The 26,402-nt window shown below is 71.4% G+C and carries 20 protein-coding genes, 1 pseudogene and 1 riboswitch; of the genes and pseudogenes, 13 read left to right on the top strand and 8 right to left on the bottom strand.

What is annotated here, in order from left to right; all coding sequences use genetic code 11:
- The first annotated feature begins 14 nt into the window (after positions 1-14).
- From nuoL to nuoN, 3 genes are read left to right on the top strand one after another with little or no spacing between them, the layout of a single operon-like run.
- Positions 15-1,961 (top strand): NADH-quinone oxidoreductase subunit L, encoded by a 1,947-nt coding sequence (gene nuoL / locus AC5WRT_RS25600; protein ID WP_496100639.1) that lies wholly within the window; start codon positions 15-17, stop codon positions 1,959-1,961.
- Positions 1,962-1,966: 5 nt separating this feature from the next.
- Positions 1,967-3,538 (top strand): NADH-quinone oxidoreductase subunit M, encoded by a 1,572-nt coding sequence (locus AC5WRT_RS25595; RefSeq protein ID WP_496096499.1) that lies wholly within the window; start codon positions 1,967-1,969, stop codon positions 3,536-3,538.
- Positions 3,535-5,184: an NADH-quinone oxidoreductase subunit NuoN gene (nuoN, locus tag AC5WRT_RS25590; protein ID WP_496096500.1), complete on the top strand. Its 1,650-nt coding sequence runs from the start codon at positions 3,535-3,537 to the stop codon at positions 5,182-5,184. Before AC5WRT_RS25595 ends, nuoN begins: the two co-directional genes overlap by 4 nt.
- Positions 5,185-5,254: 70 nt before the next feature.
- Here the strand turns inward: nuoN and AC5WRT_RS25585 are convergent.
- Positions 5,255-5,851, bottom strand: a pseudogene (locus tag AC5WRT_RS25585) (Uma2 family endonuclease).
- A gap of 212 nt (positions 5,852-6,063) precedes the next feature.
- Here AC5WRT_RS25585 and recQ point away from each other — a divergent pair.
- Positions 6,064-8,058: a DNA helicase RecQ gene (gene recQ, locus AC5WRT_RS25580; protein ID WP_496096501.1), complete on the top strand. Its 1,995-nt coding sequence runs from the start codon at positions 6,064-6,066 to the stop codon at positions 8,056-8,058.
- Positions 8,059-8,691: 633 nt separating this feature from the next.
- On the opposite strand, the gene AC5WRT_RS25575 is transcribed toward recQ, so the two are convergent.
- Together AC5WRT_RS25575 and fahA are read right to left on the bottom strand one after the other, a co-directional pair.
- Positions 8,692-9,630 carry a M56 family metallopeptidase gene (locus tag AC5WRT_RS25575; protein ID WP_496096502.1) on the bottom strand — a complete coding sequence of 313 codons (939 nt, stop codon included), beginning with the start codon at positions 9,628-9,630 and terminating at the stop codon, positions 8,692-8,694.
- 491 nt (positions 9,631-10,121) lie between these two features.
- Complete coding sequence (gene fahA / locus AC5WRT_RS25570) at positions 10,122-11,339, bottom strand: fumarylacetoacetase (RefSeq protein ID WP_496096503.1); 1,218 nt, start codon at positions 11,337-11,339, stop codon at positions 10,122-10,124.
- A gap of 316 nt (positions 11,340-11,655) precedes the next feature.
- Here fahA and AC5WRT_RS25565 point away from each other — a divergent pair, with 316 nt between their 5' ends.
- The 3 genes from AC5WRT_RS25565 (at position 11,656) to AC5WRT_RS25555 (ending at position 15,098) form a co-directional block, all read left to right on the top strand.
- Positions 11,656-12,900, top strand: coding sequence for a carboxylate--amine ligase (locus AC5WRT_RS25565; RefSeq protein ID WP_496096525.1), 1,245 nt, complete (start codon positions 11,656-11,658; stop codon positions 12,898-12,900).
- A gap of 45 nt (positions 12,901-12,945) precedes the next feature.
- Positions 12,946-14,148: an FAD-dependent oxidoreductase gene (locus tag AC5WRT_RS25560; protein ID WP_496096504.1), complete on the top strand. Its 1,203-nt coding sequence runs from the start codon at positions 12,946-12,948 to the stop codon at positions 14,146-14,148.
- 137 nt (positions 14,149-14,285) lie between these two features.
- Positions 14,286-15,098 (top strand): HAD family hydrolase, encoded by an 813-nt coding sequence (locus tag AC5WRT_RS25555; protein WP_496096505.1) that lies wholly within the window; start codon positions 14,286-14,288, stop codon positions 15,096-15,098.
- A gap of 220 nt (positions 15,099-15,318) precedes the next feature.
- On the opposite strand, the gene AC5WRT_RS25550 is transcribed toward AC5WRT_RS25555, so the two are convergent.
- On the bottom strand, positions 15,319-15,807 hold the full coding sequence (locus AC5WRT_RS25550) for a transglycosylase SLT domain-containing protein (RefSeq protein ID WP_496096506.1): 489 nt from the start codon (positions 15,805-15,807) through the stop codon (positions 15,319-15,321).
- Positions 15,808-15,810: 3 nt separating this feature from the next.
- Positions 15,811-15,986, bottom strand: a riboswitch (cyclic di-AMP (ydaO/yuaA leader).
- Positions 15,987-16,599: 613 nt separating this feature from the next.
- Here AC5WRT_RS25550 and AC5WRT_RS25545 point away from each other — a divergent pair.
- The 4 genes from AC5WRT_RS25545 (at position 16,600) to AC5WRT_RS25530 (ending at position 21,277) form a co-directional block, all read left to right on the top strand.
- Entirely contained in the window at positions 16,600-17,610 is a 1,011-nt protein-coding gene (locus tag AC5WRT_RS25545; protein ID WP_496096507.1) for a polyprenyl synthetase family protein, read from the top strand.
- A 375-nt stretch (positions 17,611-17,985) separates the two neighbouring features.
- Positions 17,986-19,215: a LolA family protein gene (locus AC5WRT_RS25540; RefSeq protein WP_496100638.1), complete on the top strand. Its 1,230-nt coding sequence runs from the start codon at positions 17,986-17,988 to the stop codon at positions 19,213-19,215.
- A gap of 69 nt (positions 19,216-19,284) precedes the next feature.
- Entirely contained in the window at positions 19,285-20,283 is a 999-nt protein-coding gene (locus tag AC5WRT_RS25535; protein ID WP_496096509.1) for an ABC transporter ATP-binding protein, read from the top strand.
- Positions 20,270-21,277, top strand: coding sequence for an ABC transporter permease (locus tag AC5WRT_RS25530; RefSeq protein ID WP_496096510.1), 1,008 nt, complete (start codon positions 20,270-20,272; stop codon positions 21,275-21,277). The genes AC5WRT_RS25535 and AC5WRT_RS25530 overlap by 14 nt, the downstream gene beginning before the upstream one ends.
- Before the next feature lie 24 nt (positions 21,278-21,301).
- On the opposite strand, the gene AC5WRT_RS25525 is transcribed toward AC5WRT_RS25530, so the two are convergent.
- Positions 21,302-21,889 carry a flavodoxin family protein gene (locus AC5WRT_RS25525; protein WP_496096511.1) on the bottom strand — a complete coding sequence of 196 codons (588 nt, stop codon included), beginning with the start codon at positions 21,887-21,889 and terminating at the stop codon, positions 21,302-21,304.
- 217 nt (positions 21,890-22,106) lie between these two features.
- Between AC5WRT_RS25525 and AC5WRT_RS25520 the strand changes: the two genes are divergently transcribed.
- Positions 22,107-23,240 (top strand): hypothetical protein, encoded by a 1,134-nt coding sequence (locus AC5WRT_RS25520; RefSeq protein WP_496096512.1) that lies wholly within the window; start codon positions 22,107-22,109, stop codon positions 23,238-23,240.
- Positions 23,241-23,264: 24 nt separating this feature from the next.
- Here AC5WRT_RS25520 and AC5WRT_RS25515 read toward each other — a convergent pair whose 3' ends face one another.
- The 3 genes from AC5WRT_RS25515 to AC5WRT_RS25505 form a co-directional block, all read right to left on the bottom strand.
- Complete coding sequence (locus tag AC5WRT_RS25515) at positions 23,265-23,744, bottom strand: VOC family protein (protein WP_496096513.1); 480 nt, start codon at positions 23,742-23,744, stop codon at positions 23,265-23,267.
- Between the two features lie 173 nt (positions 23,745-23,917).
- Positions 23,918-24,937: an EamA family transporter RarD gene (gene rarD / locus AC5WRT_RS25510; protein WP_496096514.1), complete on the bottom strand. Its 1,020-nt coding sequence runs from the start codon at positions 24,935-24,937 to the stop codon at positions 23,918-23,920.
- Positions 24,938-25,049: 112 nt separating this feature from the next.
- On the bottom strand, positions 25,050-25,904 hold the full coding sequence (locus tag AC5WRT_RS25505; RefSeq protein WP_496096515.1) for an SDR family oxidoreductase: 855 nt from the start codon (positions 25,902-25,904) through the stop codon (positions 25,050-25,052).
- Between the two features lie 91 nt (positions 25,905-25,995).
- Here AC5WRT_RS25505 and AC5WRT_RS25500 point away from each other — a divergent pair, with 91 nt between their 5' ends.
- A complete protein-coding gene (locus AC5WRT_RS25500; protein ID WP_496096516.1) occupies positions 25,996-26,400 on the top strand; it encodes a winged helix-turn-helix transcriptional regulator in 405 nt (134 codons plus the stop codon).
- Positions 26,401-26,402 lie beyond the last annotated feature (2 nt).

Here is a 26,402-nt window from a genome sequence, read left to right as displayed (position 1 = left end):
GGGTCGGAAGAATCGTGGAGAACCTGATCGCGCTGCTCATCGCGGCGCCCCTGCTCGGAGCGGCCGTCCTCCTGGTCGGCGGCCGGCGGCTCGATGCCGTCGGCCACTGGATCGGCACGCTGCTGTCGTTCGTCTCCTTCGCCCTGGGTCTCGCCCTCTTCGCCGATCTGCTGGGCAAGGGGGCCGCCAACCGGACACTGATGCAGCACCTGTTCAGCTGGGTCCCGGTGGCCGGCTTCCAGGCGGACGTCACCTTCCGCCTGGACCAGTTGTCGATGACGTTCGTCCTGCTCATCACGGGCGTCGGCTCGCTGATCCACCTGTACTCGGTCGGGTACATGGAGCACGACGAGCGGCGCCGCCGCTTCTTCGGCTACCTGAACCTGTTCCTCGCGGCGATGCTGCTGCTCGTCCTCGCCGACAACTACCTGCTGCTGTACGTCGGCTGGGAGGGCGTCGGTCTCGCCTCCTACCTGCTGATCGGCTTCTGGCAGCACAAGCCCAGCGCCGCGACGGCCGCGAAGAAGGCCTTCCTGGTCAACCGCGTCGGCGACATGGGCCTGTCGATCGCGGTCATGCTGATGTTCACCACCTTCGGCAGCTTCGCCTTCGGCCCGGTTCTCAGCCACACCGGCGACACCTCCGAGGGCAGGCTCACCGCCATCGGCCTGATGCTGCTGCTGGCCGCCTGCGGCAAGTCCGCCCAGGTGCCGCTGCAGTCCTGGCTCGGTGACGCCATGGAGGGCCCGACCCCGGTCTCGGCCCTGATCCACGCCGCGACGATGGTGACCGCGGGCGTGTACCTGATCGTCCGCTCCGGAGCCGTCTTCAACGCCGCCCCCGACGCGCAACTCGCCGTCACCGTGGTCGGCGCGGTCACACTCCTCTTCGGTGCGATCGTCGGTTGCGCCAAGGACGACATCAAGAAGGCGCTGGCCGGCTCGACCATGTCCCAGATCGGCTACATGGTGCTCGCCGCGGGCCTCGGGCCCATCGGCTACGTCTTCGCGATCATGCACCTCGTGACGCACGGCTTCTTCAAGGCCGGGCTGTTCCTCGGCGCCGGTTCCGTCATGCACGGCATGAACGACGAGGTCGACATGCGCAAGTACGGTGGCCTGCGCAAGTACATGCCGGTCACCTTCATCACCTTCGGCCTCGGCTACCTCGCCATCATCGGCTTCCCGGGTCTGTCCGGATTCTTCTCCAAGGACAAGATCATCGAGGCGGCCTTCGCCAAGGGCGGCACCGAGGGCTGGATCCTCGGCGGGGCGGCCCTGCTGGGCGCGGCCATCACCGCCTTCTACATGACGCGCGTGATGCTGATGACGTTCTTCGGAGAGGAGCGCTGGAAGAACCAGCCCACTCGCTCCCCGGAGGCTCCGAGCGCCGAGCCCGCCGCCGAGCACCGGGGCGAGCACGCCGAGCCGCACCCGCACGAGTCCCCGAAGGTCATGACGATCCCGATGATCGTGCTGGCCGTCGGATCGGTCTTCGGCGGTGGCTTCTTCAGCATCGGCGACCGCTTCCTCAACTGGCTGGAGCCGGTCACCGGACACAGCGAGGGCCACTCCCCGGTCGGCGCCGCGACGGTCACCGCCGCGACCATGGTCTGCCTGGTCGTCGGCGTGGGCATCGCCTGGGCCCAGTACGGGCGCAGGCCCGTGCCCGCCGTCGCCCCGCGCGGCTCGCTGCTCACCCGCGCGGCCCGCCGAGACCTGCTCCAGGACGACTTCAACCACGTGGTCCTGGTGCGCGGCGGCGAACACCTCACGCGCTCCCTGGTGTACGTCGACCACACCCTGGTCGACGGCGTCGTCAACGGCACGGCGGCCGGCTTCGGCGGCCTGTCCGGACGGCTGCGCCGGATCCAGAACGGCTTCGCCCGCTCCTACGCGGTCTCGATGTTCGGCGGTGCGGCACTCCTGGTCGCCGCGACCCTGCTGATGAGGGCGGTCTGATACCGATGTCCTTTCCTCTGCTGACAGCGACAGCGGCGCTCCCGGCCGTGGGGGCCGTCGCCACGGCCGCCGTACCGGCCGCGCGGCGTACCGCCGCGAAATGGCTGGCGCTGCTCGTCTCGCTCGCCACCCTCGCGCTGGCGATCGTCATCCTGTTCCGCTTCGACCCGGGCGGCGCCCGTTACCAGTTCACCGAGTCCCACGCCTGGATCAAGGACTTCGGCGTGCGGTACGAGCTGGGAGTCGACGGCATCGCGGTGGCGCTGGTCGCCCTGACCGCCGTCCTGATCCCGTTCATCATCCTCGCGGGCTGGCACGACGCCGACCCGCTGGAGACGGGCAGCCGCCGCTGGCGGCCCACCCAGGGCTTCTTCGCCCTCATCCTCGCCGTCGAGGCGATGGTGCTGATCTCCTTCGAGTCCACCGACGTCTTCCTCTTCTACATCTTCTTCGAAGCCATGCTCATCCCGATGTACTTCCTCATCGGCGGCTTCGGAGACCGCGCCCACGCGCAGGGCGAGAAAGCGGCCTCGACCCAGCGGTCGTACGCGGCGGTGAAGTTCCTGCTCTACAACCTCGTCGGCGGTCTGATCATGCTGGCCGCGGTGATCGGCCTGTACGCGGTCGCCGGGAACTTCAGCCTCCAGGAGATCGCACAGGCCCGCGCCGGCGGCTCGCTGCACATGGCGACGAGCACCGAACGCTGGCTGTTCCTGGGCTTCTTCTTCGCGTTCGCGGTCAAGGCGCCGCTGTGGCCGCTGCACACCTGGCTGCCCAACGCGATGCAGGAGTCCACCGCCCCGGTCGCCGTCCTCATCACCGCGGTCGTCGACAAGGTGGGCACCTTCGCGATGCTCCGCTTCTGCCTTCAGCTGTTCCCGGAGGCCAGCAAGTGGGCGACGCCGGTCATCCTCGTCCTGGCGCTGATCAGCATCCTCTACGGCGCACTTCTCGCTGTCGGCCAGCGGGACATCAAGCGCCTGGTCGCCTACGCCTCCATCTCGCACTTCGGCTTCATCATCATGGGCATCTTCGCGATGACCAGCCAGGGCCAGTCCGGCGCCACGCTCTACATGGTCAACCACGGCATCTCCACGGCCGCGTGGATGCTGGTCGCCGGCTTCCTGATCTCCCGGCGCGGCTCGCGGCTCATGGCCGACTACGGAGGCGTGCAGAAGGTCGCCCCGGTGCTCGCCGGCGCCTTCCTGATCGGCGGCCTCGCGACCCTCTCGCTGCCCGGGCTCGCCCCGTTCGTGAGCGAGTTCCTGGTCCTGGTCGGCACGTTCGCTCGCCACCCGGCGATCGGGATCATCGCCACCCTCGGCATCGTCCTCGCCGCGCTCTACGCCCTCGTGCTGTACCAGCGGACGATGACGGGCCCGGTGAAGCCCGAGGTGTCGGCGATGCCCGACCTCCGCGTGAGGGAACTCGTGGTGGTCGCCCCGCTGATCGTCCTGCTGATCTTCCTGGGCGTCTATCCGAAGCCCGTGACGGACATCGTCAACCCCGCGGTCAAGCAGACCATGTCCGACGTACACAAGACCGACCCCAAGCCCTCGGTGGAGGCGGCCAAGTGAGCGCAACAGTCGTCCACAGCCTGTGGACAACCGCGGCCGACCCGATCACGAAGATCCCGGCGCCGAAGATCGAATACGGACAGTTGTCGCCGACGCTGATCGTCGTCGGTGCGGCCCTGGTCGGGGTGCTGATCGAGGCGTTCGTCCCGCGCAGGTCCCGCTACTACGCACAGGTGTTCGTGTCGGTCGTCGCCCTGTGCGCCGCCTTCGCCGCGGTGGTCGCGCTGGCCGCCGACGGCTACGGCACCACCAAGGCACACATCGCGGCCATGGGGGCGATCGCGGTCGACGGCCCGTCCCTGTTCCTGCAGGGCACGATTCTGCTGGCCGGACTCGTCGGCCTGTTCACCTTCGCCGAGCGGCGCCTGGACCCGGCCGCGCACGGCAACCGCGTCGACTCCTTCGCCGCACAGGCCGCCTCCGTGCCCGGCAGCGACAGCGAGAAGGCCGCGGTGAAGGCCGGTTTCACCACCACCGAGGCCTTCCCGCTGCTGCTCTTCGCGATCTCCGGCATGCTGGTGTTCCCCTCGGCCAACGACCTGCTGACCCTGTTCGTGGCCCTGGAGGTCTTCTCCCTGCCGCTGTACCTGCTGTGCGCGCTGGCCCGCCGCAAGCGGCTGATGTCGCAGGAAGCCGCCGTCAAGTACTTCCTCCTCGGCGCGTTCGCCTCCGCCTTCACCCTGTTCGGCATCGCACTGCTGTACGGCTACGCGGGCTCGGTGACGTACGCGCGCATCGCCCAGGTGGTCGACGGCACGGTCACCAACGTCGACCCGGCGCTAGCGGGCACCATGGGCAACGACGCGCTGCTGCTGCTCGGCAGCGCCCTGATCGTGATGGGCCTGCTGTTCAAGGTGGGCGCGGTGCCGTTCCACATGTGGACGCCGGACGTCTACCAGGGCGCGCCGACGCCCGTGACCGGCTTCATGGCGGCGGCGACGAAGGTGGCCGCGTTCGGCGCGCTGCTGCGCCTGCTGTACGTCGTCCTGCCCGGGATGCGCTGGGACTGGCGGCCGGTCATGTGGGCGGTGGCGATCGTCACCATGCTCGGAGGTGCGATCGTCGCGATCACGCAGACCGACATCAAGCGGCTCCTGGCGTACTCGTCCATCGCGCACGCCGGGTTCATCCTCGCGGGTGTCATCGCCACGACCAAGGACGGCGTCTCGTCCGTCCTCTTCTATCTGGCCGGCTACTCCTTCGTGACGATCGGCGCGTTCGCCGTGGTCACGCTGGTGCGCGACGCGGGTGGCGAGGCGACCCACCTGTCGAAGTGGGCGGGTCTGGGCCGCCGCTCCCCGCTGGTCGCGGCCGTGTTCGCCGTGTTCCTCCTCGCCTTCGCCGGCATCCCGCTGACCTCCGGCTTCGCGGGGAAGTTCGCCGTGTTCAAGGCGGCTGCGGACGGCGGCGCGGCCCCGCTGGTCGTGATCGGTGTGATCTCCTCGGCGATCGCCGCGTTCTTCTACATCCGCGTGATCGTGCTGATGTTCTTCAGCGAGCCCAGACCGGAGGGCCCGACCGTGGCCGTCCCGTCCCCGCTGACCATGATGGCGATCGCCGTCGGCGTCGCGGTGACGCTGGTGCTCGGCGTGGCCCCGCAGTACTTCCTGGACCTCGCGAGCCAGGCGGGAGTATTCGTGCGCTGACGCTCTCCTGTGCACGCCGCTGCCCGGCTCCCTCGTCCGACGGACGCCGGGCAGCGGCGTGTCTCCGGGGTTACTTGCTCCTGTCGCGGCGGGCCTTGATCTGCGTCAGGTCGAGGTCCAACGGGAACGGCACGCCAGCTTCATCCGCTCCCGGTAGATGCCGGTGCCGGTGTAGGCGCCGGTCGTCGGCTCCGGCTCGAAGACGTGGACGGCGGCGTGGCCCTTCTCGTTCTCGATCCGCCAGTATGGGGGATCTCGGCTCGGGCGTACTTCAGAGGCTTGGTTTCGCGATCTCGGGAGACCGGGTCCTCGGAGACGACCTCGACGGCGAGGGCGACGGCCCCCGCGGGGAAGCGGGTCTGGTCAAGGCCCTGCACCACGTCCGCACGCACGATGACCACGTCGGGCTCGGGCCGGTTCTGGCGGTCGACGTCGATCGTGAACTCGCGGACGACCTCGAATTCCTCCGGTGCCAGGGACTGGAGCTGCCAGTTGAAGAAGTCGACAGCGCGGGCGTGGAACGGAGTCTGCGGACTCATGAAGACCAGGCTCGCGTCGAGCAATTCCGTGTGCGGAGGAAGATTCGGAAGCCGGTCCAGGTCGTCGGCGGTCCAGCCTTCGGCGGCATCGGCCAGCTGGACGCGGACGCCTTCGGTGCGACGCTCATCAGTGCTCCCAGGTGACGGAGTCTCGCCGGTGCATTCAGACTATCGGCGGGCAACGGGCAGGTCTCCCGCGAACGTGCGGACGAGATTCGTGTTCTTGACGCGAGGTTCTCAGGGCAGCCTGTGGACAATTCCGAGGCTGTCGGTCCGGGCCCCTATGGTGGAGGCAGCGGTTCGAGATACGACACACGGGGGACCGACGGGGGACAGGGCGATGGGCGGGATCACAGAGATGCCACAGGTGACCGAGGGGCCGGGCACGGCCGACAGCGAGACGCTGGCCACCCTGCACCGGGTCTTCGGATACGGCGCCTTCCGGGGCGAGCAGGAAGCGATCATCGAGCATGTCGTGGCGGGCGGCGACGCCGTCGTGCTCATGCCCACCGGCGGCGGCAAGTCGCTGTGCTACCAGATCCCGGCCCTGGTGAGACCGGGTACAGGCGTGGTGGTCTCACCGCTGATCGCCCTCATGCAGGACCAGGTGGACGCCCTGCGCGCCCTCGGCGTGCGCGCCGGCTTCATCAACTCCACGCAGGACTTCGACGAGCGCCGCATGGTCGAGGCCGAGTTCCTGGCCGGCGAGCTTGATCTGCTGTACCTGGCCCCCGAGCGGCTGCGCCTGGACGCCACGCTCAACCTGCTCTCGCGCGGCAAGATCTCCGTCTTCGCGATCGACGAGGCGCACTGCGTGTCCCAGTGGGGCCACGACTTCCGCCCCGACTACCTCACCCTGTCTCTCCTGGGTGAACGCTGGCCGGACGTCCCCCGGATCGCCCTCACGGCCACGGCCACCCGCGCCACCCACCAGGAGATCACCCAGCGGCTGAACCTGCCGACGGCCCGCCACTTCGTCGCCAGCTTCGACCGGCCCAACATCCAGTACCGGATCGTGCCCAAGGCCGACCCCAGGAAGCAGCTCCTCGCCTTCCTCCGGCAGGAGCACCCCGGCGACGCCGGCATCGTCTACTGCCTCTCGCGCAATTCCGTGGAGCGGACGGCGGAGTTCCTGACCGCCAACGGCATCGAGGCGGTGCCGTACCACGCGGGCCTGGACGCGGGCACGCGCGCCGCCCACCAGTCCCGGTTCCTGCGCGAGGACGGCCTGATCGTGGTGGCGACCATCGCCTTCGGCATGGGCATCGACAAGCCGGACGTACGGTTCGTCGCCCACCTGGACCTGCCCAAGTCGATCGAGGGCTACTACCAGGAGACCGGCCGCGCCGGCCGCGACGGGCTGCCGTCCACGGCCTGGATGGCGTACGGCCTGAACGACGTCATACAACAGCGCAAGCTGATCCAGTCCGGGGAGGCCGACGAGGCGTTCCGCCGCCGGGCGTCCGCCCACCTCGACGCGATGCTCGCGCTGTGCGAGACGGCCCGGTGCCGCCGCGGTCAGCTGCTCGCCTACTTCGGCCAGGACCCGGATCCGGCGGGCTGCGGAAACTGCGACACCTGCCTCACCCCGCCGGAGACCTGGGACGGCACCATTGCCGCGCAGAAGGTGCTGTCGACCGTGGTACGGCTGCGGCGGGAGCGCGGGCAGAAGTTCGGCGCCGTGCAGATCGTCGACATCCTGCTCGGCAAGCGCACCGGCAAGGTGATCCAGTTCGACCACGACCAGCTGTCCGTCTTCGGCATCGGCCAGGACCTTGCCGAGGCCGAGTGGCGAGGCGTCATCCGTCAGCTGCTGGCCCAGGGACTGCTCGCCGTCGAGGGGGAGTACGGCACGCTGGCGCTGACCGAGGCGAGCGGCGCGGTGCTGCGGCGGGAGCGGGAGGTGCCGCTGCGCACGGAGCCGAAGAAACCGGCTGCCGCCCGGTCGCGGCCGGCCGGCGCCTCCGGCGGCGACCGAAAGGCCAAGGCTGCCGTCGCCGAACTGCCCGACGAACTCCTGCCCGCCTTCGAGGCGCTGCGCGCCTGGCGCGCCGAACAGGCCCGCGAGCAGGGTGTCCCGGCGTACGTCATCTTCCATGACGCCACCCTGCGGGAGATCGTCAGCCGCCGCCCCGCCTCGGTGCGTGAGCTGGGCACGGTCAGTGGTGTGGGGGAGAAGAAGCTGGCTACGTACGGGGAAGGCGTGCTGACCGTGCTGGCTTCCTTCCCGGACGGACCGGCTCCGGCCGCCGTCGACACGCCGGACGCCGACGGGCCGGAGCCGGACGAGGGGCCGGAGCCGGACGAGGAGCCGGAGCCGGACGACTGGACATAGCGGGCCGTCCGAGGGGATCGGGGATCGGTCTCAGACCCCGCGCCGCGTAAGCCCTGACGTCCGCGTCCGAGCCGGCCAGGGGCCTTTGGCCGGGGCGGGGACCCGCGGCCTCTGCGGAGGCGACCGACAGCGCGGCGGCGGTGCCTGCGCGGATCTGCCGGACCGGGTCGGACAGGGCGGTCACGGCACGCTCGGCAAGCGGTGCCGGTCACCCGGTACCGGCCGGCGCGGCGAACGTGGCGCCGCGTACCGGCGGATCGCCGTCCTCGTGAGCCGGTCCACGGTGGCGGCCGGCGGGTCACGGTCGGCGGAGGCCAGGGAGTAGGGGTTTCGTTCGGGGCGGGCCGGGTCCGCGACGCCCGGCACGGCACCTCGCCGCATTGTCGGACCACCCGGGTAGCCCAGTGCGCGGGTGGTCCTCCGCCTTGCGACGCACCGCACCGGACGCCGCGGCCTGTCCGGCCTGATCCGAACCAAACCCGTGGGTGCCGACGGCGGCCAGGGCCTTGGCCATGGTGATCCGGACCTCCCGGGACGTATCGTCCGCGGCCCGCGCGAGGCGATGTCGCGGTCGTTCGGCGCCGCCGCGAACACCCAGGTCTCTCCGGGCACGCGCGCAACCGGCGGGCCGGGTCAGGACAGTGCCGTCAGGCCCGGCGCGAACGTGATCAGCAGGGGCAGCAGGGGTACCAGCGCCGCCACCGTCGTCGTGAGGGCCCGGTGCCGGCGCAGCAGCCGGGGCGGCGGCTCCAGCAGACGGTCCACGCGTTCGCCGAGGAGGCGCCGACTGGAGGCGCACGACAGCACACCCCGGTGCTGGTTCAGCTCGATCAGCGCGAGGGCCGTGGTGAGGTGCCCGCAGCGCCGGGACGCCGTGTCGTCCGCGGCCAGCTCGACCAGGCGGTGCGTCTGGTCGCAGAAGTGGGCGAACAGCGGCACGCGGGGGAAGCCCGTGGCGAGCGCGGTGGACAGGTGCAGCAGCCAGTCGTGATGGGCGCGCGCGTGCCCGCGTTCGTGGGTGAGGACGGCGTCCAGCTGATGATCGGTGAGGCGTTGCAGCGCCCCCGTCGTCACGACCAGTTGCGGCGGGTGCCCCGGCATCCACCAGGCGTCCGGGTACTCGTCCTCCAGCACCAGCATCGGGCCGCGCGCCGTCGGAAGCCCGGCTGGCAGGTCGGGGGCGCGCTCGCGGAGCTGCGCGCGGACCTGGCCGCGGCTGCGGCGGCCCTCGACGAGTTCCCGGGCCAGCAGCGCCGTCGTCCAGGCGGCCCCGCAGGCCAGCAGCATGGTGAGGGCGGTGGCCCACACCGGCGCGGAGGAGAGGTCGTAGGCGGCGGTGACGGACGGCGGCGCGGGGGCGAACACCCGGTCCCGGACGGTGCGGAAGACGGCCGCCGCGTCCAGGACCAGTGCGGCCAGGCAGCACAGCAGGACGGTGGCGACCAGGCACTGCCACACCCACAACGCGAGCACCGGTTCCCGCTCGGGCCATGCGGCACGGGTCAGTGCGCGCGGTGCCGGCAGGGCGGCCGTCAGGGCGACGACGCTCAGCAGGAGCAGGCAGACGGTCATGCCGGGGCTCCGGTTCCTGATCGGAGAGTTGTGCGGATGTCAGGTGGTGCGGACGATGCGCCGAGGGCGCGTCGGGTGGTGCGTGTCCGCTCAGTATGACGGTGGGAGGCGGCGAGAGTCAGGTCTCGGAGACGATCCGTTCCGTGCTCCCGTCCGCGTGTTTCCCTCGCGTCGGTGTGCTCGCCTCCCGGGGCCGGAAGCGCCCCGTCGGCCGCTCCCGGACGGCGCTTCGCAGCGCCCCCGGTCCCGGGTTGCCGCCCCTGCGGCACGGGGGCCCAGTCCTTTCGGACGGCGGTGCGGCTCGCAGGGCACCCGCCGCCCCGCACGGTTCGAGCGCGAGGACAGCCGGAGGGCGGCGGCAGGGCACCCGCCGCCCCGCACGGTTCGAGCGCGAGGACAGCCGGAGGGGGGCGGCGGGCAGGGGGCGCAGCGCCGACGGTGTCAGGATCACCGGGACGCCGGCGCCCCCGCTCGGGCAGCGCCGCTGCCCGTCACCCCGCCACGATCCGCCCGCTGACCTCCCCCAGGCCGACACGGAGCCCGTTCGCGCCGGGGGCCCAGGCGGAGAGGGTCACCACATCGCCGTCCTCCAGGAAGGCACGTTTGCCGTCCGGGAGGTCGAGGGGGTCCCGGCCGTTCCAGGTGAGCTCCAGCAGCGAGCCGCGCTGGCGCTCCTCGGGGCCGCTCACCGTGCCCGAGCCGTACAGATCGCCGGTGCGCAGCGAGGCGCCGTTCACGGTCATGTGGGCGAGTTGCTGGGCGGCGGTCCAGTACATCGTCGAGAACGGCGGCTCGGAGACCACATGCCCGTTGACGGCGATGGAGATCCGCAGGTCGTATCCGCCGGGTTCGATGCCCGGTGCCGAGTCGTCCAGGTAGGCCAGCAGGGGGTGCGTGCGCTCCGGAGGCGCCACGCGCGCGTGCTCCAGCGCCTCCAGCGGGGTGATCCACGCCGACACGGAGGTCGCGAACGACTTGCCGAGGAAGGGGCCGAGGGGAACGTACTCCCAGGCCTGGATGTCCCGTGCGGACCAGTCGTTCAACAGGCACAGCCCGAAGACGTGCTCGCGGAAGCCTTCCAGCGGCACCGGGCTGCCCAGCGTCGACGGCACGCCCACGACGAAGCCGACCTCGGCCTCGATGTCCAGCCGGATCGACGGGCCGAAGACGGGTGCCGGGTCTGACGGGGACTTGCGCTGCCCGGACGGCCGTACGACATCCGTGCCCGACACGACGACCGTGCCGGAGCGGCCGTGGTAACCGATCGGCAGGTGCTTCCAGTTGGGGGTGAGGGAGTCCTCGGCGTCCGGGCGGAAGATCCGGCCGACGTTGCGGGCGTGATTCTCCGAGGAGTAGAAGTCGACGTAGTCCGCCACCTCGAAGGGCAGGTGCAGGGTCACCTCGGACAGGGGGTGGAACAGCGGCTCGACGGTCTCGCGGTGCGCGGGGTCGGTGACCCAGTCCGTGATCGCGCGCCGTACCTCGGACCAGACCGGGCGGCCGGCGGCCAGCAGCGCGTTGAGGGTGGGCCGCGCGAGCAGCGCGTGGTGCGGCGAGCCCAGGGCGGCGGCCGCGGCGCTCGTGTCGAGGACCTGGTCCCCGAGCCGGACCCCGACCCTGCGCTCCGTGCTGTCGGAGGGCGAGAACACGCCATAGGGAAGGTTGTGCGGGCCGAAGGGGTCGCCCTCGGGGACGTCGAAGGGGGGCATGGGGTGCTGCCTCACTCTCATCCGGGCCGTGCATGGCGCTCGTTCCATGTGGTCGCGCCCCACGTTACGGCCGTGATGCCTGTCTTGGGCAGAGCCTCATGCCGCGCCCCGAGCAGTGCCGGAGAAGTGTCCGGAAGATGTGTGCCGGGGAGGCTTCGAAAGGTTGCCCGCACCCTGCCTAAAGAGTTCGCAATGTCCGAATGGACCTTGTCGGAGGCGGCAATTCCGGCTTAGCGTCCTTTGGGGACACGGACGGGGTGGGTCCGTTCCAATGGGGGGACACGTGGGGGGACCCGTGGCCGGAGACACCGTCGGTGTGCCGTTCCAGGCGGACCGGGACGTGCCGGGACTGATCGTCAAGTTCGGCGACTATCCGCTGCACCACGGCGGCGTCGGCGCGATCCGCAGCCTGGGCCGGCTCGGCGTGCCCATGTACGCCATCACGGAGGACGCGTACACGCCCGCGGCCTCCTCGCGCTATCTGAAGAAGGCCTTCGTGTGGCCGACGACCGGCGCGGAGGACCCCGCTCACCTGGTCGAAGGTCTGCTGCGCGTCGGCCGCCGCATCGGCCGCCCCGCCGTCCTCGTCCCCACGGACGAGGAGGCCGCCGTACTGATCGCCGAGCACCAGGACGAGCTGGCCGGTTCCTTTCTCTTCCCACGCGTCGACCCCGGGCTGCCGCGCCGGCTCGCCAGCAAGCAGGGCCTGCACGAACTGTGCGTGGAACACGGCCTGGCGAGTCCCGCATCGGCGTTCCCGAAGTCGTACGAGGACATCGTCGCCTTCGCCGACACGGCCTGCTTCCCGGTGGTGGCGAAGAACCGGGAGGCGTTCGTCCGGCGCAGCAAGCCCGCTGTCAACGGCACCACGAGGATCGCCACGCGCGCGGGGCTGCTCTCCCTCGCGCGTGACTGGGGCGAGGCACCCGGCGTGATCCTCCAGGAGTACCTGCCACGCGAGGAGGCCGAGGACTGGATCGTGCACGCCTGCTTCGACCAGGACTCCAGTCCGCTCGCGCTGTTCACCGGCGTCAAGGTGCGCTCGTGGCCGCCGCACGCCGGCATGACGGCGAACGCGTACGTCGTCGACAACCCCGAACTCACCGACCTCGCCGCGCGTTTCGTCAAACAGATCGGCTACAGCGGCATCATCGACCTCGACCTGCGCTTCGACCGGCGCGACGGACAGTACAAGCTCCTCGACTTCAACCCGCGCATGGGCGCCCAGTTCCGGCTGTTCGAGAACGAGTCGGGTGTGGACGTCGTACGCGCGATGCATCTGAACCTGACGGGCCGTTCCGTTCCGGAGGGGGAACAGAGGGCCGGCCACCGTTACATCGTGGAGAACATCGATCTGCCCGCCCTCCTCGCCTACCGCCGCAGCGGTTACACGACGCCGCACGCGCCGGCGAAGGCGAGCGGGACGGAGCTGGCCTGGTTCGCGGGTGACGACCCGCTGCCGTTCCTCACGATGCTGGCACGCTTCGTGCGCCCGGGCGCGAAGCACCTCTATCAGCTGTGGCGGACCAATCGCCGCGGCAGCAGCACCTCCACGAAGTAGGCAAGGCCACCACGCGTGGCACACCGTGTCCTGGGGAGGGACTTCGTGACTCGACCGGTTGCAGTGATCGGGGCCGGGCCGTTCGGCCTGTCCACCGCCGCCCACCTGCGGGCGCGCGGCATCCCCGTCCGCGTCTTCGGCGACCCCATGGTCAGCTGGCGCGACCACATGCCCGAGGGCATGCTCCTGAAGTCCACGCCCGCTGCCTCGAACTTCGACTGCCCGCAGCCCGGCCACGCCCTCGCCGACTACTGCGACGCGGCCGGGATCCGCCGCCTGGTGACCGACGAGGACATCATCCCGGTGGAGACGTTCATCGCCTACGGCGAGTGGTTCCAGCAGAAGCTGGCCCCCGGCCTGGAGGCTGTGCGGGTCGTCTCCGTGGACCGCGACACGAGCGGCGGCTTCGAACTGAAACTGGACTCGGGCGAGATGTTCACCGCGCGCGCGGTCGTCGTCGCCACCGGGCTGTCGGGCCTGGCGCACCTGCCGGCGGAACTCGCGGGAGCCGCCACCGACGGACCGGCGCCCACCGCTGCGGTCTCGCACAGCTCCCAGCACCACGACCTGAGCCGTTTCGCCCGCCAGGAACTGATCGTGATCGGCGCCGGCCAGTCCGCGCTGGAGACGGCGGCGCTCGCGGCCGAGGCGGGGGCACGCGTGCGTGTCGTCGCTCGCGGCCGTGGCCGGGTCGCCTTCGGCGCCCCGCCCTGGGAACAGCCGAGACTGCGTCCCGAGTCCCCGTTCGGCCGCGCCTGGTCGCTGTGGGCCTTCAGCTACTACCCGCACCCCTACCGTTACCTGCCCGAGGCCACCCGGCACTTCCTGGTCCGCCGGGTCCTCGGACCACTCGGCGCCTGGTGGCTGCGCGAGCGCTTCGAGAGCGCCGTACAGGTGCACGACGTGGAGCGGGTCGTGGCCGCCGAGGCGCCGGACGGCAACCCCGTCCTCACCGTCCGCACCCACGGCGGGCGCACCGAGCGGCTCACCGCCGACCATGTCATCGCCGCGACCGGCTACCGCGTCGACATCGCTGCGATGGACTTCCTCGGCCATGGGCTGCGCACCCGGCTCGCGGTGAGCCGCGGCGCCCCGAGGCTCGGCGCCGGTTTCGTGTCGTCCGTCCCCGGCCTGTACTTCACCGGCCTGCCGGCCGCGTCGTCGTACGGCCCGGTGATGCGTTTCGTCTGCGGTACGGAGTTCGCCTCCCCGCGCCTGGCGAAACACCTGGCGGCGGCCCACGGCTGACGCGGGCGCTTCGGCCCCGCGAACCGGGCCATTGTCACCATGAGGCAGCCACCGGGCACCACTTGGGGCCGATCAGTACGTAAGTGCGCAGGACGGCAAGGTGAGTCGAGGAGGCGCGGTGTCCGTATTCTCTGATCATGGCAGCCTCCCCCGCGTACGCACTGATCGCCACCGACCTGGACGGAACGCTGTTGCGCGGCGACGACACGGTCTCCGACCGGTCGTTCGCCGCGCTCGCGCGGGTGGCGCGGGCCGGTGTCCGGCACCTGGTGGTGACGGGCCGCCCGGTCCCGCGGGTACGGCCCCTGCTCGCGCGCCTCGGCTGCACGGGGCTCGCGGTGTGCGGACAGGGGGCACAGGTCTACGACGCCGGGACCGGCCGGCTGCTGTGGTCGGTCCGGCTGGACCGGGAACTGGCAGAGACGGCGCTCGGCAAGATCGAGGCCGAGGTGGGGGAGGTCTACGCGGCCGTCGACCAGGACGGCGTGGAGGGGCTCACGCTCATCGAGCCCGGGTACCGGATGCCGCACCCGACCCTGCCGGCGGAGCGGGTCGACCGGCGCGACGACCTGTGGTCCGCGCCGATCAGCAAGGTGCTGCTGCGCCATGCCGACCTGTCCGACGACGAGTTGGCGGCCGCCGCGCGCACGGTGGTGGGCTCGCTGGCCACGGTCACCATGTCCGGGCCGGGAACCGTGGAACTGCAGCCGTCCGGGGTGACCAAGGCGACCGGTCTCGCGCTGGCCGCCGAGCGGCTCGGGATCACGGCGCGGGAGGCGCTGGCGTTCGGCGACATGCCCAACGACATCCCGATGTTCGACTGGGCGGGGCGCGGGGTCGCCATGGCCAACGCGCATCCCGAACTCAAAGCGGTGGCCGACGAGATCACCCTGTCGAACGAGAACGACGGTGTCGCCGTGGTCCTCGAACGACTGTTTGCCGTCCACTGACCCGGCGGACCGACTGACCGGCACATCAGTAGGCGGCCGTCCGGAGGAGGCCGGCATGGCCTGGTGCACGCTCGCCGGATGCCCGGCGGCCGCCCGGTACGCCCCCCGTCCGTCAGGTTCGGGGAGCGTGCCGGGCGGCCGATGCCGGGACGGCCCGCGGGGCCGGCGACGGCCGGACGCGCGGGACGTCGGGGAGCGGCCCGTGGGCGGCCGTGGGCCGTCAGTAGGCGCTGTTGACGTTGTCGATCGAGCCGTAGCGTGCGGCGGCGTAGTTGCAGGCGGCGGTGATGTTGGCGACCGGGTCGTAGGGACTGGAGGCGGTACCGGCCACGTGGTACGCGTGGAAGGTGGGGTCGATGACCTGGAGCAGGCCCTTGGACGGGATGCCGGCGGCGGCGTTGGAGTCCCACAGGTTGATGGCGTTCGGGTTGCCGGAGGACTCACGCATGATGTTGCGGTAAATACCGTTGTAGGTGCCCGGGATGCCCTTCTGGGCCATGATCGCGAGCGACTCGCGGATCCAGCCGTCGAGGTTGTCCGGATACCCGGCGCGAGTGCCGGCGGCCGGGGTGGTGCTCGTGGTGGCCGCCGAGGCGCTGGTGGCGCCGACGAGGGGCAGGGCGAGTACGGCGGCGCCGGTACCGAGGAGGGCGAGGACACGGGCGAGGCGGTTGGTGCAGGGGCGGCGATGTCGAGCGGCAGCAGGCATGGGGACGTTCCTCTCCTACGCCTGCGAGGTGAGCTGTCGGGTTCGGGCGGCGAGGTGCCCGGCCGTGCCCGGAAGGGACACGGCTTCACCCCCAGCCGTACCGGTGCGGTGCGTGCCGACCGGTCCGGCGACTTACCTGGGTCCCCCGCTCCTGCCGTACGAATGGTCCGTGGATGGGTGCGCGGGCGGCGGCAGGATTCGGCGTCCGCCCGACGGCCGGGAAGGTATGCGAGAGCACATGCCGGAAACAAGTGCGTGAATCACACAACGCACCATTTGACCTTGATCAATGCTATATGAGGCACTTGATCCTTTGCGGTTGCCAATCTCAACTGGCCTACCGGGCAAGGAGGGACGGCGTTCGGCGGGTCTCCGGGGTGGGGGGCGGTCCGTGACCCAACTCACGAAGTAGCAAAGTACTCTAAATCCGGCATAGGGGATTCATGTGGATCGGCCGCGCGGTGGAACCCGTGGCATGGTGCCCGTCGTTGTCGTAGTGATCGCGGCACCTGTCGGTGTCGTGGGTGGTCGCGGCGGCGCGGAGGGGGTGCGCGGGGTCGCCTCCGCCCGCCTGTCGTTCGCGACAAAGCGCGTGGGTTCCTGTTAAGTCGATGAATGCCCGTCCTTACTACTTGATCAAAAACATACCGACCATGATCCGATAGCGCCCGCTGGACCGGTGGGCGCTATCAGCGATCGAACAGGGACCGGATACGCTGACTCGAGTGATGGCAGCGACCTATCGACAAACCGTGTGATCGCCAGCAGACACCAGCAGACAGGAGACCCCTCGTGACCGTCGTCGGGCCGTTCGGGCTGAGCGTGCGGGACCAGGCTCTGGAAGCCGATGTCCAGGCCGGATTGGCGGCTGTCGAGGAAGGCTTGCTCGAGGCCACCAAGAGCGAGGTCCCGTTCATCACGGAGGCCGCGCAGCACCTCGTACGAGCGGGCGGGAAGCGGTTCCGGCCGCTGCTCGTGATGCTCGCGGCCCGGTTCGGCGACCCCTATGCGCCGGGCATCGTGCCGTCGGCCGTGGTCGTGGAGCTGACGCACCTGGCCACGCTGTACCACGACGACGTCATGGACGAGGCGGCCGTGCGGCGCGGCGTGGACAGCGCCAACACCCGCTGGGGCAACTCCGTCGCGGTCCTCACCGGCGACTTCCTCTTCGCCCGCGCCTCCCAGATCCTCGCGGACCTCGGCCCCGAGGCCGTCAGGGTGCAGGCCCTCGCGTTCGAACGGCTGGTCACCGGCCAGATCCTGGAGACCGCCGGCCCCACGGACGGCCGCGACCCGGTCGAGCACTACCTGGACGTGCTCGGCGGCAAGACGGGCTCGCTGGTGGCCGTGTCGTGCCGGTTCGGCGCGATGATGTCGGGCGCCGACGAGACGGTCGTCGACGTGCTCACCCAGTACGGCGAGCGGCTCGGGGTCGCCTTCCAGCTCGCCGACGACGTCCTGGACATCGCCTCCGACTCCCACGAGTCCGGCAAGACCCCGGGCACCGACCTGCGCGAGGGCATCGCCACGCTGCCCGTGCTCCGGCTGCGCGAGCGCGCCGCCCGCCTCCGGCTGCCCGAGGACGTCGCCCTGTGCGAGCTGCTGGACTCCGACCTCAGCGACGACGCCCGGCACGCCGAGGCGCTGGCCGCGCTGCGCGCGCACCCCGCGCTGGAACAGGCCCGCCGGGACACCGTCCGGTACGCGGAGGAGGCCCGCGCCGCGCTGGCCCCGCTGCGGGAGTGCGACGCGAAGGCGGCGCTGATGGAGCTGTGCGACGCGGTGGTCCACCGCGCCGGCTGACCCGGCCCCGCCCACCGGCCTTCGGCCACGCACCGTCCGACGCCTCGTCAGCGGCCGGCCACTGTCGCACAGGCCCGGGCCCCGGCACGCCCCGAGCGACCTCGTACGCCTCTGCGCATGCCCGTACGGCCTTCCCCGTCCCGTACGGCCCCCTCCGTTCCGGTGAGACCCCTACGGGTCGGCGGAGCCGGTTCCCTCTGCGTGTCATACCGCAGGAGTACACGGAGTTGGCTCCGAGGTCTGACGCTTCCTCACGGCCGATTTGGTGAGATGGAAACCACGGAAATCACCACTCCTCACCGATTCGGGTGAGAATGGCGGCTCAGGTGGACCAGCATGAGGACAGCCGCCGCCGACGACGGAGGTAAGGCAGACATGGCACCGTACGAATCCGACGACGCAGTGGACGCCACGCGGGACGAGGACGCGCACGCCGGCCGCCGCAAGGCCGCCCGCTACGCGGTCCCGGTCGCGGTGGTGGGCGTGGCAGCGGCCACGATCGGTCTGGTCCCGGCGCTCGCCGCCTCCGGCGACCCCGACCTGCCCAGGATCACCGCGCAGCAGCTCATCGAGAAGATCGCCAAGTCGGACGTGCAGCAGATGTCCGGGACCGTGCGGATCGACACCGACCTCGGCCTGCCCGACCTCGGTGGCCTGGAGAACAGCCTGGCTTCCGGCGCCACCAAGGGCTCCGGCGACGGCTCCTCCGCCGACCCGCAGTCCAAGCTCACCGAGCTGGTCTCCGGCACGCACACCCTGCGCGTCGCCGCCGACGGCCCGGAGAAGCAGAAGCTGTCGCTGCTGGAGAGCGGCTCCGAGTACAGCCTCATCCACAACGGCAAGAACGTGTGGGGCTACGACAGCAAGAGCAACGAGGTCTACCACACCACCTCGGCCGACTCCGGCAAGGAGCACCGGGCCGAGCCCCCGGCCACGCCGAAGGACTTCGCCGACCAGGCGCTGAAGTCGGTGGACGGCACCACGTCCGTCACCGTCGACGGCACCGAGCGGGTCGCCGGCCGCGACGCCTACAAACTGCTGATCAAGCCCCGGCAGTCCGGCACCACCGTCGGCGCGATCAGCATCGCCGTCGACTCCAGGACCGGCATGCCGCTGAAGTTCACCCTCACCCCGAAGAGCGGCGGCACCGCCGTCCTCGACGTGGGCTTCGCCCAGGTCTCCTTCGCGAAGCCGGCCGCCTCCACCTTCGACTTCACCCCGCCCAAGGGCGCGAAGGTGACGGAGCAGAAGCAGGGTGCGGAGGCCGGGAAGCACGAGCGTGCGTCCGGCAAGGTCCTCGGCAAGGGAATGCACGGCTCCGAGGTCCTCGGCAAGGGAACGAACGGCTCCGAGGTCCTCGGCAGGGGCTGGACGTCCATCGCCACCTTCGACACCGGCGCCAAGGGCGGTCTGCCGGCCGGCTCCAAGGCCGGTGACCTCGGCGGCTTCCTCGGCTCGCTGGGCGACAAGGTGTCGGGCAAGTTCGGCAAGGGCACGGTCTTCACCACCCGCCTGGTCAACGCCCTGATCACCGACGACGGCAAGGTGTACGTCGGCGCGGTCACCAAGGAGGCCCTGGTGAAGGCGGCCGACGCGGGAAAGTGACCCGCTTCGGGCACCACCGTCCGTGACCGTGCGTTGACTCTGCAGAGCGATCGCATCGAGGGGGAGCCGATGGACGGACCGTCCGCCACGGAGCGGGAGGCGGGGGAAGCGGGTGAGCGCGCCCCGGGGCAACCGGAGGAGAGCGTCATCGCCAGCCGCGGCCTGACCAAGCGCTACCGCGGCGGACAGCTCGCCGTCGACGGCCTCGACCTGATCGTCCCGGCGGGCAGCGTCTTCGGCTTCCTCGGTCCGAACGGCTCGGGCAAGACCACCACCATCCGCATGCTGATGGGTCTGATCGAGCCGACCGCGGGCACGGCCCGCGTGCTGGGCCGCCCGATGCCCCGGGCGGCCCGCTCCGTCCTCCCCGAGGTCGGCGCGCTCATCGAGGGCCCGGCCCTGTACGGCTTCCTCTCCGGCCGGGACAACCTGCTGCGCTACGACGCCGCCGACCCGACCGCCGACCCCCGCACGCGGCGTGCCCGCGTCGCCGCCGCCCTGGACCGGGTGGGCCTCGCGGCGGCCGCCGGCAAGAAGGCGAAGGCCTACTCGCTCGGCATGAAACAACGCCTGGGCCTCGCCGCCGCGCTGCTCCAGCCGCGCCGGCTGCTCGTGCTGGACGAGCCCACCAACGGCCTCGACCCCCAGGGCATGCGCGAGATCCGCACCCTCATCCGGGAGTTGGCCTCGGACGGCACGACGGTCTTCCTCTCCTCCCACCTCCTCGACGAGATCGAGCAGGTCTGCACCCATGCCGCGGTCATGGCGCGGGGCCGGCTCGTCACCCAGGGGGCGGTGGCCGACCTGGCGGCCGGCGCGCGCGGCCGACTGGTGGTGACGACCCCGGATCCGGCCGAGGCGGCCCGGGTGCTGAAGGAGCAGGGCGTCGGGGACGTCGCCGCCGAGGGCGACCGGGTCACGGGCGAACCACCGGCGCAGGACCTGGCCGAGGTGAACGCGGCCCTGGTCGTGGCGGGAGTGCGGGTCCGGGGGTTCGTGGTCGAACGGGCCTCGCTGGAGGACGCGTTCGTGGCACTGACGGGGGAGGGTTTCGATGTCGCGGGCTGAGAGGTCCCCCGGGGACGAGCCGGTTCCCGCGCCCGAGACGGCCGCCGAGGCCGGGACGGTCTCCGTATCCGGGACCACCCCCGGATCCGAGACGTCCCTCGCGTCCGGGAGGGCCCCCGGGGCCAGGACGATCCCCGTGCCGGCCGTACGCCGCCCGAGCCCCCTGTGGACGTTCGGGCTGCTGCGCAGCGAACTCGTCACGACCCTCCGCCGCTGGCGCACGCTCGCCCTGCTCGGGGTGCTCGCCGCGGTGCCGGTGCTGGTCGGGATCGCGGTGAAGATCCAGACGCGGGGCGGTGGGACGGCGGACCACAGCGGCCAGGGCCCGGCATTCATCACGCAGATCACCAACAACGGCCTGTTCCTGGTGTTCACGGCCCTGGCCGCGACGCTGCCGTTCTTCCTGCCGATGGCCGTCGGGGTCGTCGCGGGCGACGCGATAGCGGGCGAGGCCGGCGCGGGCACCCTGCGCTATCTGCTGGTCGCGCCTTCCGGCCGTACCCGGCTGCTGCTCACGAAGTACACGACCGTGCTGGCCTTCTGCGTGCTGGCCACGCTGGTCGTCGCGGTCTCCGCGCTGGTCGTCGGTGCGCTGCTCTTCCCGCTGGGCGAGCTGACGACCATATCCGGCACCCGGATCAGCTTCGCCGAGGGCCTTGCCCGGGCCCTGCTGATCGCTCTGGTGGTCGCGGCCTCACTGGTCGGCGTGGCGGCGCTCGGCCTGTTCGTGTCGACGCTCACGAGCAGCGGCATCGCGGCGATGGCGACCACGGTCGGCCTGCTCATCACCGTTCAGATCCTCGACCAGATACCCCAGTTGCACGCCCTGCGGCCGTACCTCTTCTCGCACTACTGGCTGTCCTTCGCCGACCTGATGCGCGACCCCGTCTACTGGGACGACCTGACGAAGAACCTCGGCCTGCAGGCGCTGTACGCGGCCGTGTTCGGCTCGGCGGCCTGGGCGCGGTTCACGGTGAAGGACGTCAGCGCGTAGACGTTCCCCGCCCTGTGGAGCGTTCTAGGCGCTCTGGTGCGGGAACCGCGCGAGGGGGGCGTCCTGTGCGAAGAACGTCTTCGCGCGGGCCAGCGCGTCGGTGTCCTTCAGCACGTCACCGGGCGCGCTGCCGTTGCCGAGCAGGACCCCGCCGAAGCGCATCCCCATGTAGGCGGCCGAGTTGTTGAGCGTGCCCACATAGGGGTCGGCGACCGAGGGCTCGGAGTCGGCGAGTGCGGCGACGCCCCAGAGGGTGCGGCCGGCGAGGGTCGCCCTGAAGTCGATACCCGGGGTGCGCAGCCAGCCCGACCAGTGGTCCAGGTAGCGCTTGGTGAGGCCGGAGACCGAGTACCAGTACAGCGGCGAGGCGAGCACGATGTCCGTGGCCGCGAGGGTGGCGTCCAGCAGCAGGCCGGTGGCGCTGTTCGAGGGCGGCCGCACGTGGTCGCTGTCGTGCCGCTGGTCCACGAAGTCGGGCAAGGGGTGCTCGGCCAGGCGGATCCAGCGCTGCTCGACGTCGCCGGGCAGCTGCTCGGCCGCCGCGCGGGCCAGCAGCTCGGTGTTGCCCTCGGCGCGGGCGCTGCCCAGGACGAAGAGGAAATGACGGCTCATGGGTCCCCCAGGGTGTGCTGCCGTACGACTTATAACGCGCATGCATTTTATGCACACGCAATCAACTCGCGCCAGAGGCCGGCGCCTGCCGGGTGCCGGGGTGCGGCTGGTGCGAGGCTGTGACGCTGTGGTGACCCGGAAGCCGAAGCGGGTCGACACACTGGTCGACAGGGCGCGTACGACGGGATCGCGACGCCGGGGGAGTGAGGGAAAGCCGATGTCTCGAGTCAGCTTCGAGAAGAAGCGGGCGCAGCAGCCCGCGGCGCATCCGGCCGTGGTACCGGTCCGCGTGTTCGGCGTGGGAGGCGCGTCGGTGGGCGGGACGTCGGTGGTGGCGGCGCCGGGCGAGGAGATCCAGCAGGCCGTCCTCGACCACCTCCAGCGCCTGGCCATCAGCGTCGGCGCCCCCATACGCGCCACGATCCATGACGACCGTGAGGGCTGCGTGGTTCCCCTGGAGGTCTCGGCGGACGGCTCCAGTCGGGTCACGGGGGAGGCGGTGCGGGTGGCTGCGACGGTGCAGCCGAACGCTGCGGAGCCGGCTTCCCCGGTGCGGTCGGGTGCGGCGGCCGGGGTGACGCGGGAGGAACCGGCCACAGCCTCGCCGCGGCGGCCTGCCGCAGCGGACGTGGTCTCGCCGACGGGCGTGCAGGACGCGCCCTTTGTGAAGCAGCCGCAGCCTGTTGCGGCCGGGACCGTGCAGGCGCCGACGGGACGGTTCGGCCCCCCGCCGGTCGTGCAGGCCGCGCAGACCCCGGCGCCCGTCGCGGCCCTCCCGGAGCCCGGCCCGGTGGCCCCGACCACGGCCACCCCCACTCCGCCCCGGGGCTTCGACGCCGTGGCGGAGGAGGTGCTCGGGGACGGACCGGTGACCGAGACCGCGGAGGGCGCCGAGTTGCTCGCCGAGCCGATGACACGGATCAACGAGGCCGTGCGGTCCGGCCGTATCGAGGCCGCGGCGGAACTCGCGGACCGCACCGTCGCCGAGGCGGCCACCGCGCTGGGCCCCGGCCATGCCGAGGTGCTGCACCTGCGTGAACTGTCCGCCTACATCTCCTACCTGGGCGGCGACCCGGTCCGCGCGTGCCGGCAGTCCCTGGACCTCGCCCGGCTGCGCCGGCAGGCACGGGACGCGGAGGCCGCCTACGGAAACGTGCAGAGCGCGGCGACCGCGTGGCGCGCGGTGCGCGATCCCGAGGAGGGGCTGCGGCTCGGCCGCGACCTGATCGAGCTGTGGACGAACCTCACCACCGAGCCGGGCCCCGCCGCCGACGACCCGCGCCCGCTGGAGTCGGCCCGCGCCCGCATGGTCCGCCTCACCGACCGGGCGGCCCGCGCCGGGCAGCCGTAACCGGCGGCATCCGGACGGCCCCGCCTACTGCAGGCAGAACTCGTTGCCCTCCGGGTCCGTCATCAGCAGCCACTGCCCGGCGTGCTCCTTCACCTCGCGCACCACTCGCGCGCCCAGTGCCTCCAGCCGCGCCGCCTCGGCTTCGCGCTGCTCCGCGCCGACGTGCAGGTCGAGGTGGAGCCGGTTCTTGGCGGTCCTCGCCTCCGGCACGCGCTGGAACAGCAGCCGCCGCCCGAGCCCGGTGCCGGTCTCCGGGTCGTACGGGTCCTCGGGGTGCCGTACGGCGATCAGGTCACGGAAGGCGGGCCGGCCGTGGTACTCGACCGTAGCCTCGCCCGGCAGCACGCCGAGGGACAGCAGCCGTTCGACCAGGATGCTGTTGTCCTCGGCCGTGTAGTGCAGCGCGGCGGCCCAGAAGTCGGCCTGGGCGTGCGGGTCGGCCGCGTCGACGACGAGCTTCCAGTGCAGCGGCGCGGGCGGAGGGCCGGGTGTCGGGGTGGTCATGGTGACCACTTATAGCCGCGCCCGCCCGCCGGAAGAGGAAGTTCCTGGCTGTCTCCCGGTCGGTGCCGGGCAGGCCCCGGCACATTCGAGGCAGGCCCCGGTCGTCTCCGGGCAGGCATCCCCGGCCGGTTCCGGGTCGGCGGCACCCTGGTGACGCCCGGCCACGGTGCCGGCTACGGCGTCGCGGCCTCCGCCTCCGGACCGGCTCCGGGGGTCATGCTCTCCGGGGCCCTCAGGGCCCCGGCCGCGCCGTTCCTCATGCCGCTGCCCGGAGCCGCGGCCGCCCTGGCGAGCGCACGCGCACCGCGGCGCGCGGAGCGCAGCGCGTCGCTCGTGAGCAGCATCAGCGCCAGCCAGACCAGTGCGAACCCGGCCCAGCGCTCGGGCGGCATGGCCTCGTGGAAGTAGAAGATGCCCAGCAGGAACTGGAAGACGGGCGCCAGGTACTGCAGCAGACCCAGCGTGGACAGGGGCACGCGGATCGCAGCCGCGCCGAAGCAGACCAGCGGTAGCGCGGTGACGAGACCGGTGGAGGCGAGCAGGGTGGCGTGCCCGGCGCCCTGGTTCACGAAGCTCGCCCTGCCGTGCGCGCCGAGCCACAGCAGATAGCCGAGCGCGGGCAGGAACTGGATCGCGGTCTCGGCGGCCAGCGACTCGACGCCGCCGAGATCGACCTTCTTCTTGACCAGGCCGTAGGTGGCGAAGGAGAAGGCGAGGACCAGAGAGATCCACGGCGGGCGGCCGTAGCCGACGGTCAGGACGACGACGGCGGCGAGACCGGTGGCGACCGCCGCCCACTGCGCGGGCCGCAGCCGCTCCTTCAGCAGCAGCACACCCATCGCGATGGTCACCAGCGGGTTGATGAAGTACCCGAGGGAGGCCTCGACCACATGGCCGGAGTTCACAGCCCAGATGTAGACGCCCCAGTTCACGGTGATGACGGCGGCGGCCACGGTGACCAGCGCGAGCCGGCGCGGCTGGCGCAGCAGCTGTCCCGCCCAGGCCCAGCGCCGCACGAAGAGCAGGGCGGCGGTGACGACGACCAGCGACCACACCATGCGGTGGGCGAGGATCTCCAGCGCCCCGGCGGGCTTCAGCAGGGGCCAGAACAGGGGCACCAGGCCCCACATCCCGTAGGCGGCGAAACCGTTCAGCAGGCCTGTCCGGTGCTCACCCTTGGACTTCTCGGCCACCGGCCCCTCCTCTCGCAGTCAGACACGCGAGAAAGAAGGTAGCGCCGAGGAGCCCCGGCTGTCATGTCCGTATCGCCATACGGTCATGACAGTCGGGACGGTCAAGGGCGGCTCAGCCCTTGAGCGCGGCGGTGACCGCCTCCGCCAGCGAGGTGGTGGGGCGTCCGGTCAGCCGCGACAGGTCGCCGGAGGTGACCACCAGTTCGCCCTTCTCGATCGAGGCGTCCACACCGGCCAGGATCGCGGCGAGCGGCCCGGGCACCCCGGCCCCGGCCAGGATCCCGGTGAAGGCCTCGACCGAGACCGGGGTGTATGCGATCTCCTTGCCGGTCCGACGGCTCAGCTCGGCCGCGTACTCGGTGAAGCTCCACGCCTCGTCGCCGCCCAGCTCGTACGTCGTGTTCTCGTGTCCCTCGCCGGTCAGCACCGCGACCGCGGCGGCGGCGTAGTCGGCACGCGCGGCCGAGGAGACCCGGCCGTCACCGGCGGCCTGGACGACCGCGCCGTGCTCCAGCACCGGGCCCAGGTTCTCGGTGTAGTTCTCGTGGTACCAGCCGTTGCGCAGCAGGCTGTACGGCAGGCCGGAGGCGAGCAGCACCTCCTCCGTCGACCGGTGGTCGTCCGCGAGTGCGGCGGTCAGGCTGCCCGGAGCGCTGGTGTACGCGAGCAGCGCCACGCCGGCCGCCTTCGCCGCGTCGATGACGACCTGGTGCTGCCGCACCCGGCCCTTGTGGAACTCGTTGCCCGAGATCAGCAAAACCTTGTCACCGGCGGCGAACAGGCCGTCGAATGTCTCGGGCGCGTTGTAGTCGGCGACGGCCGACCTCACGCCGCGGGCCGCGAAGTGGGCAGCCTTGGTCTGGTCGCGTACGACAGCGGTGATCCGCTCGGCGGGAACCTTTTCCAGCAGCTGCTCCACGACATGACGGCCGAGGTGTCCGGAGGCTCCGGTGACGACGATGCTCATGGTTCACGACTCCTTGTGCGGTGGGTAGGTCACTCACCCTAGAAGGGGCGCTAACTTCTGGAAAGTACACACTTTGAAGTAAGGTACTGGCGTGACGGTAAGTGGGTTGAAGAGCGACGGCGAGGCAGTGTGCCCCCACCGCCTGGTCCTGGAGCACGTCACCAGCCGCTGGGGCGTGCTGGTGTTGATCCAGCTCCTCGACCGCCCGTACCGGTTCAGCGAGCTGCGCCGGGCCATCAGCGCCCTCGGCGGGCGCGGTGTCAGCGAGAAGATGCTCACGCAGACACTCCAGACACTGGAGCGCGACGGGCTCGTGCACCGCGACGCCAAGCCCGTCATCCCCCCGCGCGTCGACTACTCCCTGACGGGCCTCGGCCGCGAGGCGGCGGAACAGGTACGGGCGCTGGCCCGGTGGACCGAGCAGCGCATGGACGACGTGCTCAGCGCCCGCCGGGCGTACGACGAGGCCCGGGACGCACGGTCCCGGGCCTCGTGAGG

The sequence above is a fragment of the Streptomyces sp. NTD91 genome (assembly GCF_059510455.1).
This window is presented reverse-complemented; position numbering and strand designations above follow the sequence as displayed.

What these genes read in the sequence shown, in the direction of transcription:
- AC5WRT_RS25595 (WP_496096499.1), top strand. Translation starts at nt 1,967, where the DNA reads ATGTCCTTTCCTCTGCTGACAGCGACAGCGGCGCTCCCGGCCGTGGGG.
- recQ (WP_496096501.1), top strand. Translation starts at nt 6,064, where the DNA reads ATGGGCGGGATCACAGAGATGCCACAGGTGACCGAGGGGCCGGGCACG.
- AC5WRT_RS25575 (WP_496096502.1), bottom strand. Translation starts at nt 9,630, where the DNA reads ATGACCGTCTGCCTGCTCCTGCTGAGCGTCGTCGCCCTGACGGCCGCC.
- fahA (WP_496096503.1), bottom strand. Translation starts at nt 11,339, where the DNA reads ATGCCCCCCTTCGACGTCCCCGAGGGCGACCCCTTCGGCCCGCACAAC.
- AC5WRT_RS25555 (WP_496096505.1), top strand. Translation starts at nt 14,286, where the DNA reads ATGGCAGCCTCCCCCGCGTACGCACTGATCGCCACCGACCTGGACGGA.
- AC5WRT_RS25550 (WP_496096506.1), bottom strand. Translation starts at nt 15,807, where the DNA reads ATGCCTGCTGCCGCTCGACATCGCCGCCCCTGCACCAACCGCCTCGCC.
- AC5WRT_RS25540 (WP_496100638.1), top strand. Translation starts at nt 17,986, where the DNA reads ATGGCACCGTACGAATCCGACGACGCAGTGGACGCCACGCGGGACGAG.
- AC5WRT_RS25535 (WP_496096509.1), top strand. Translation starts at nt 19,285, where the DNA reads ATGGACGGACCGTCCGCCACGGAGCGGGAGGCGGGGGAAGCGGGTGAG.
- AC5WRT_RS25530 (WP_496096510.1), top strand. Translation starts at nt 20,270, where the DNA reads ATGTCGCGGGCTGAGAGGTCCCCCGGGGACGAGCCGGTTCCCGCGCCC.
- AC5WRT_RS25525 (WP_496096511.1), bottom strand. Translation starts at nt 21,889, where the DNA reads ATGAGCCGTCATTTCCTCTTCGTCCTGGGCAGCGCCCGCGCCGAGGGC.
- AC5WRT_RS25520 (WP_496096512.1), top strand. Translation starts at nt 22,107, where the DNA reads ATGTCTCGAGTCAGCTTCGAGAAGAAGCGGGCGCAGCAGCCCGCGGCG.
- AC5WRT_RS25515 (WP_496096513.1), bottom strand. Translation starts at nt 23,744, where the DNA reads ATGACCACCCCGACACCCGGCCCTCCGCCCGCGCCGCTGCACTGGAAG.
- AC5WRT_RS25505 (WP_496096515.1), bottom strand. Translation starts at nt 25,904, where the DNA reads ATGAGCATCGTCGTCACCGGAGCCTCCGGACACCTCGGCCGTCATGTC.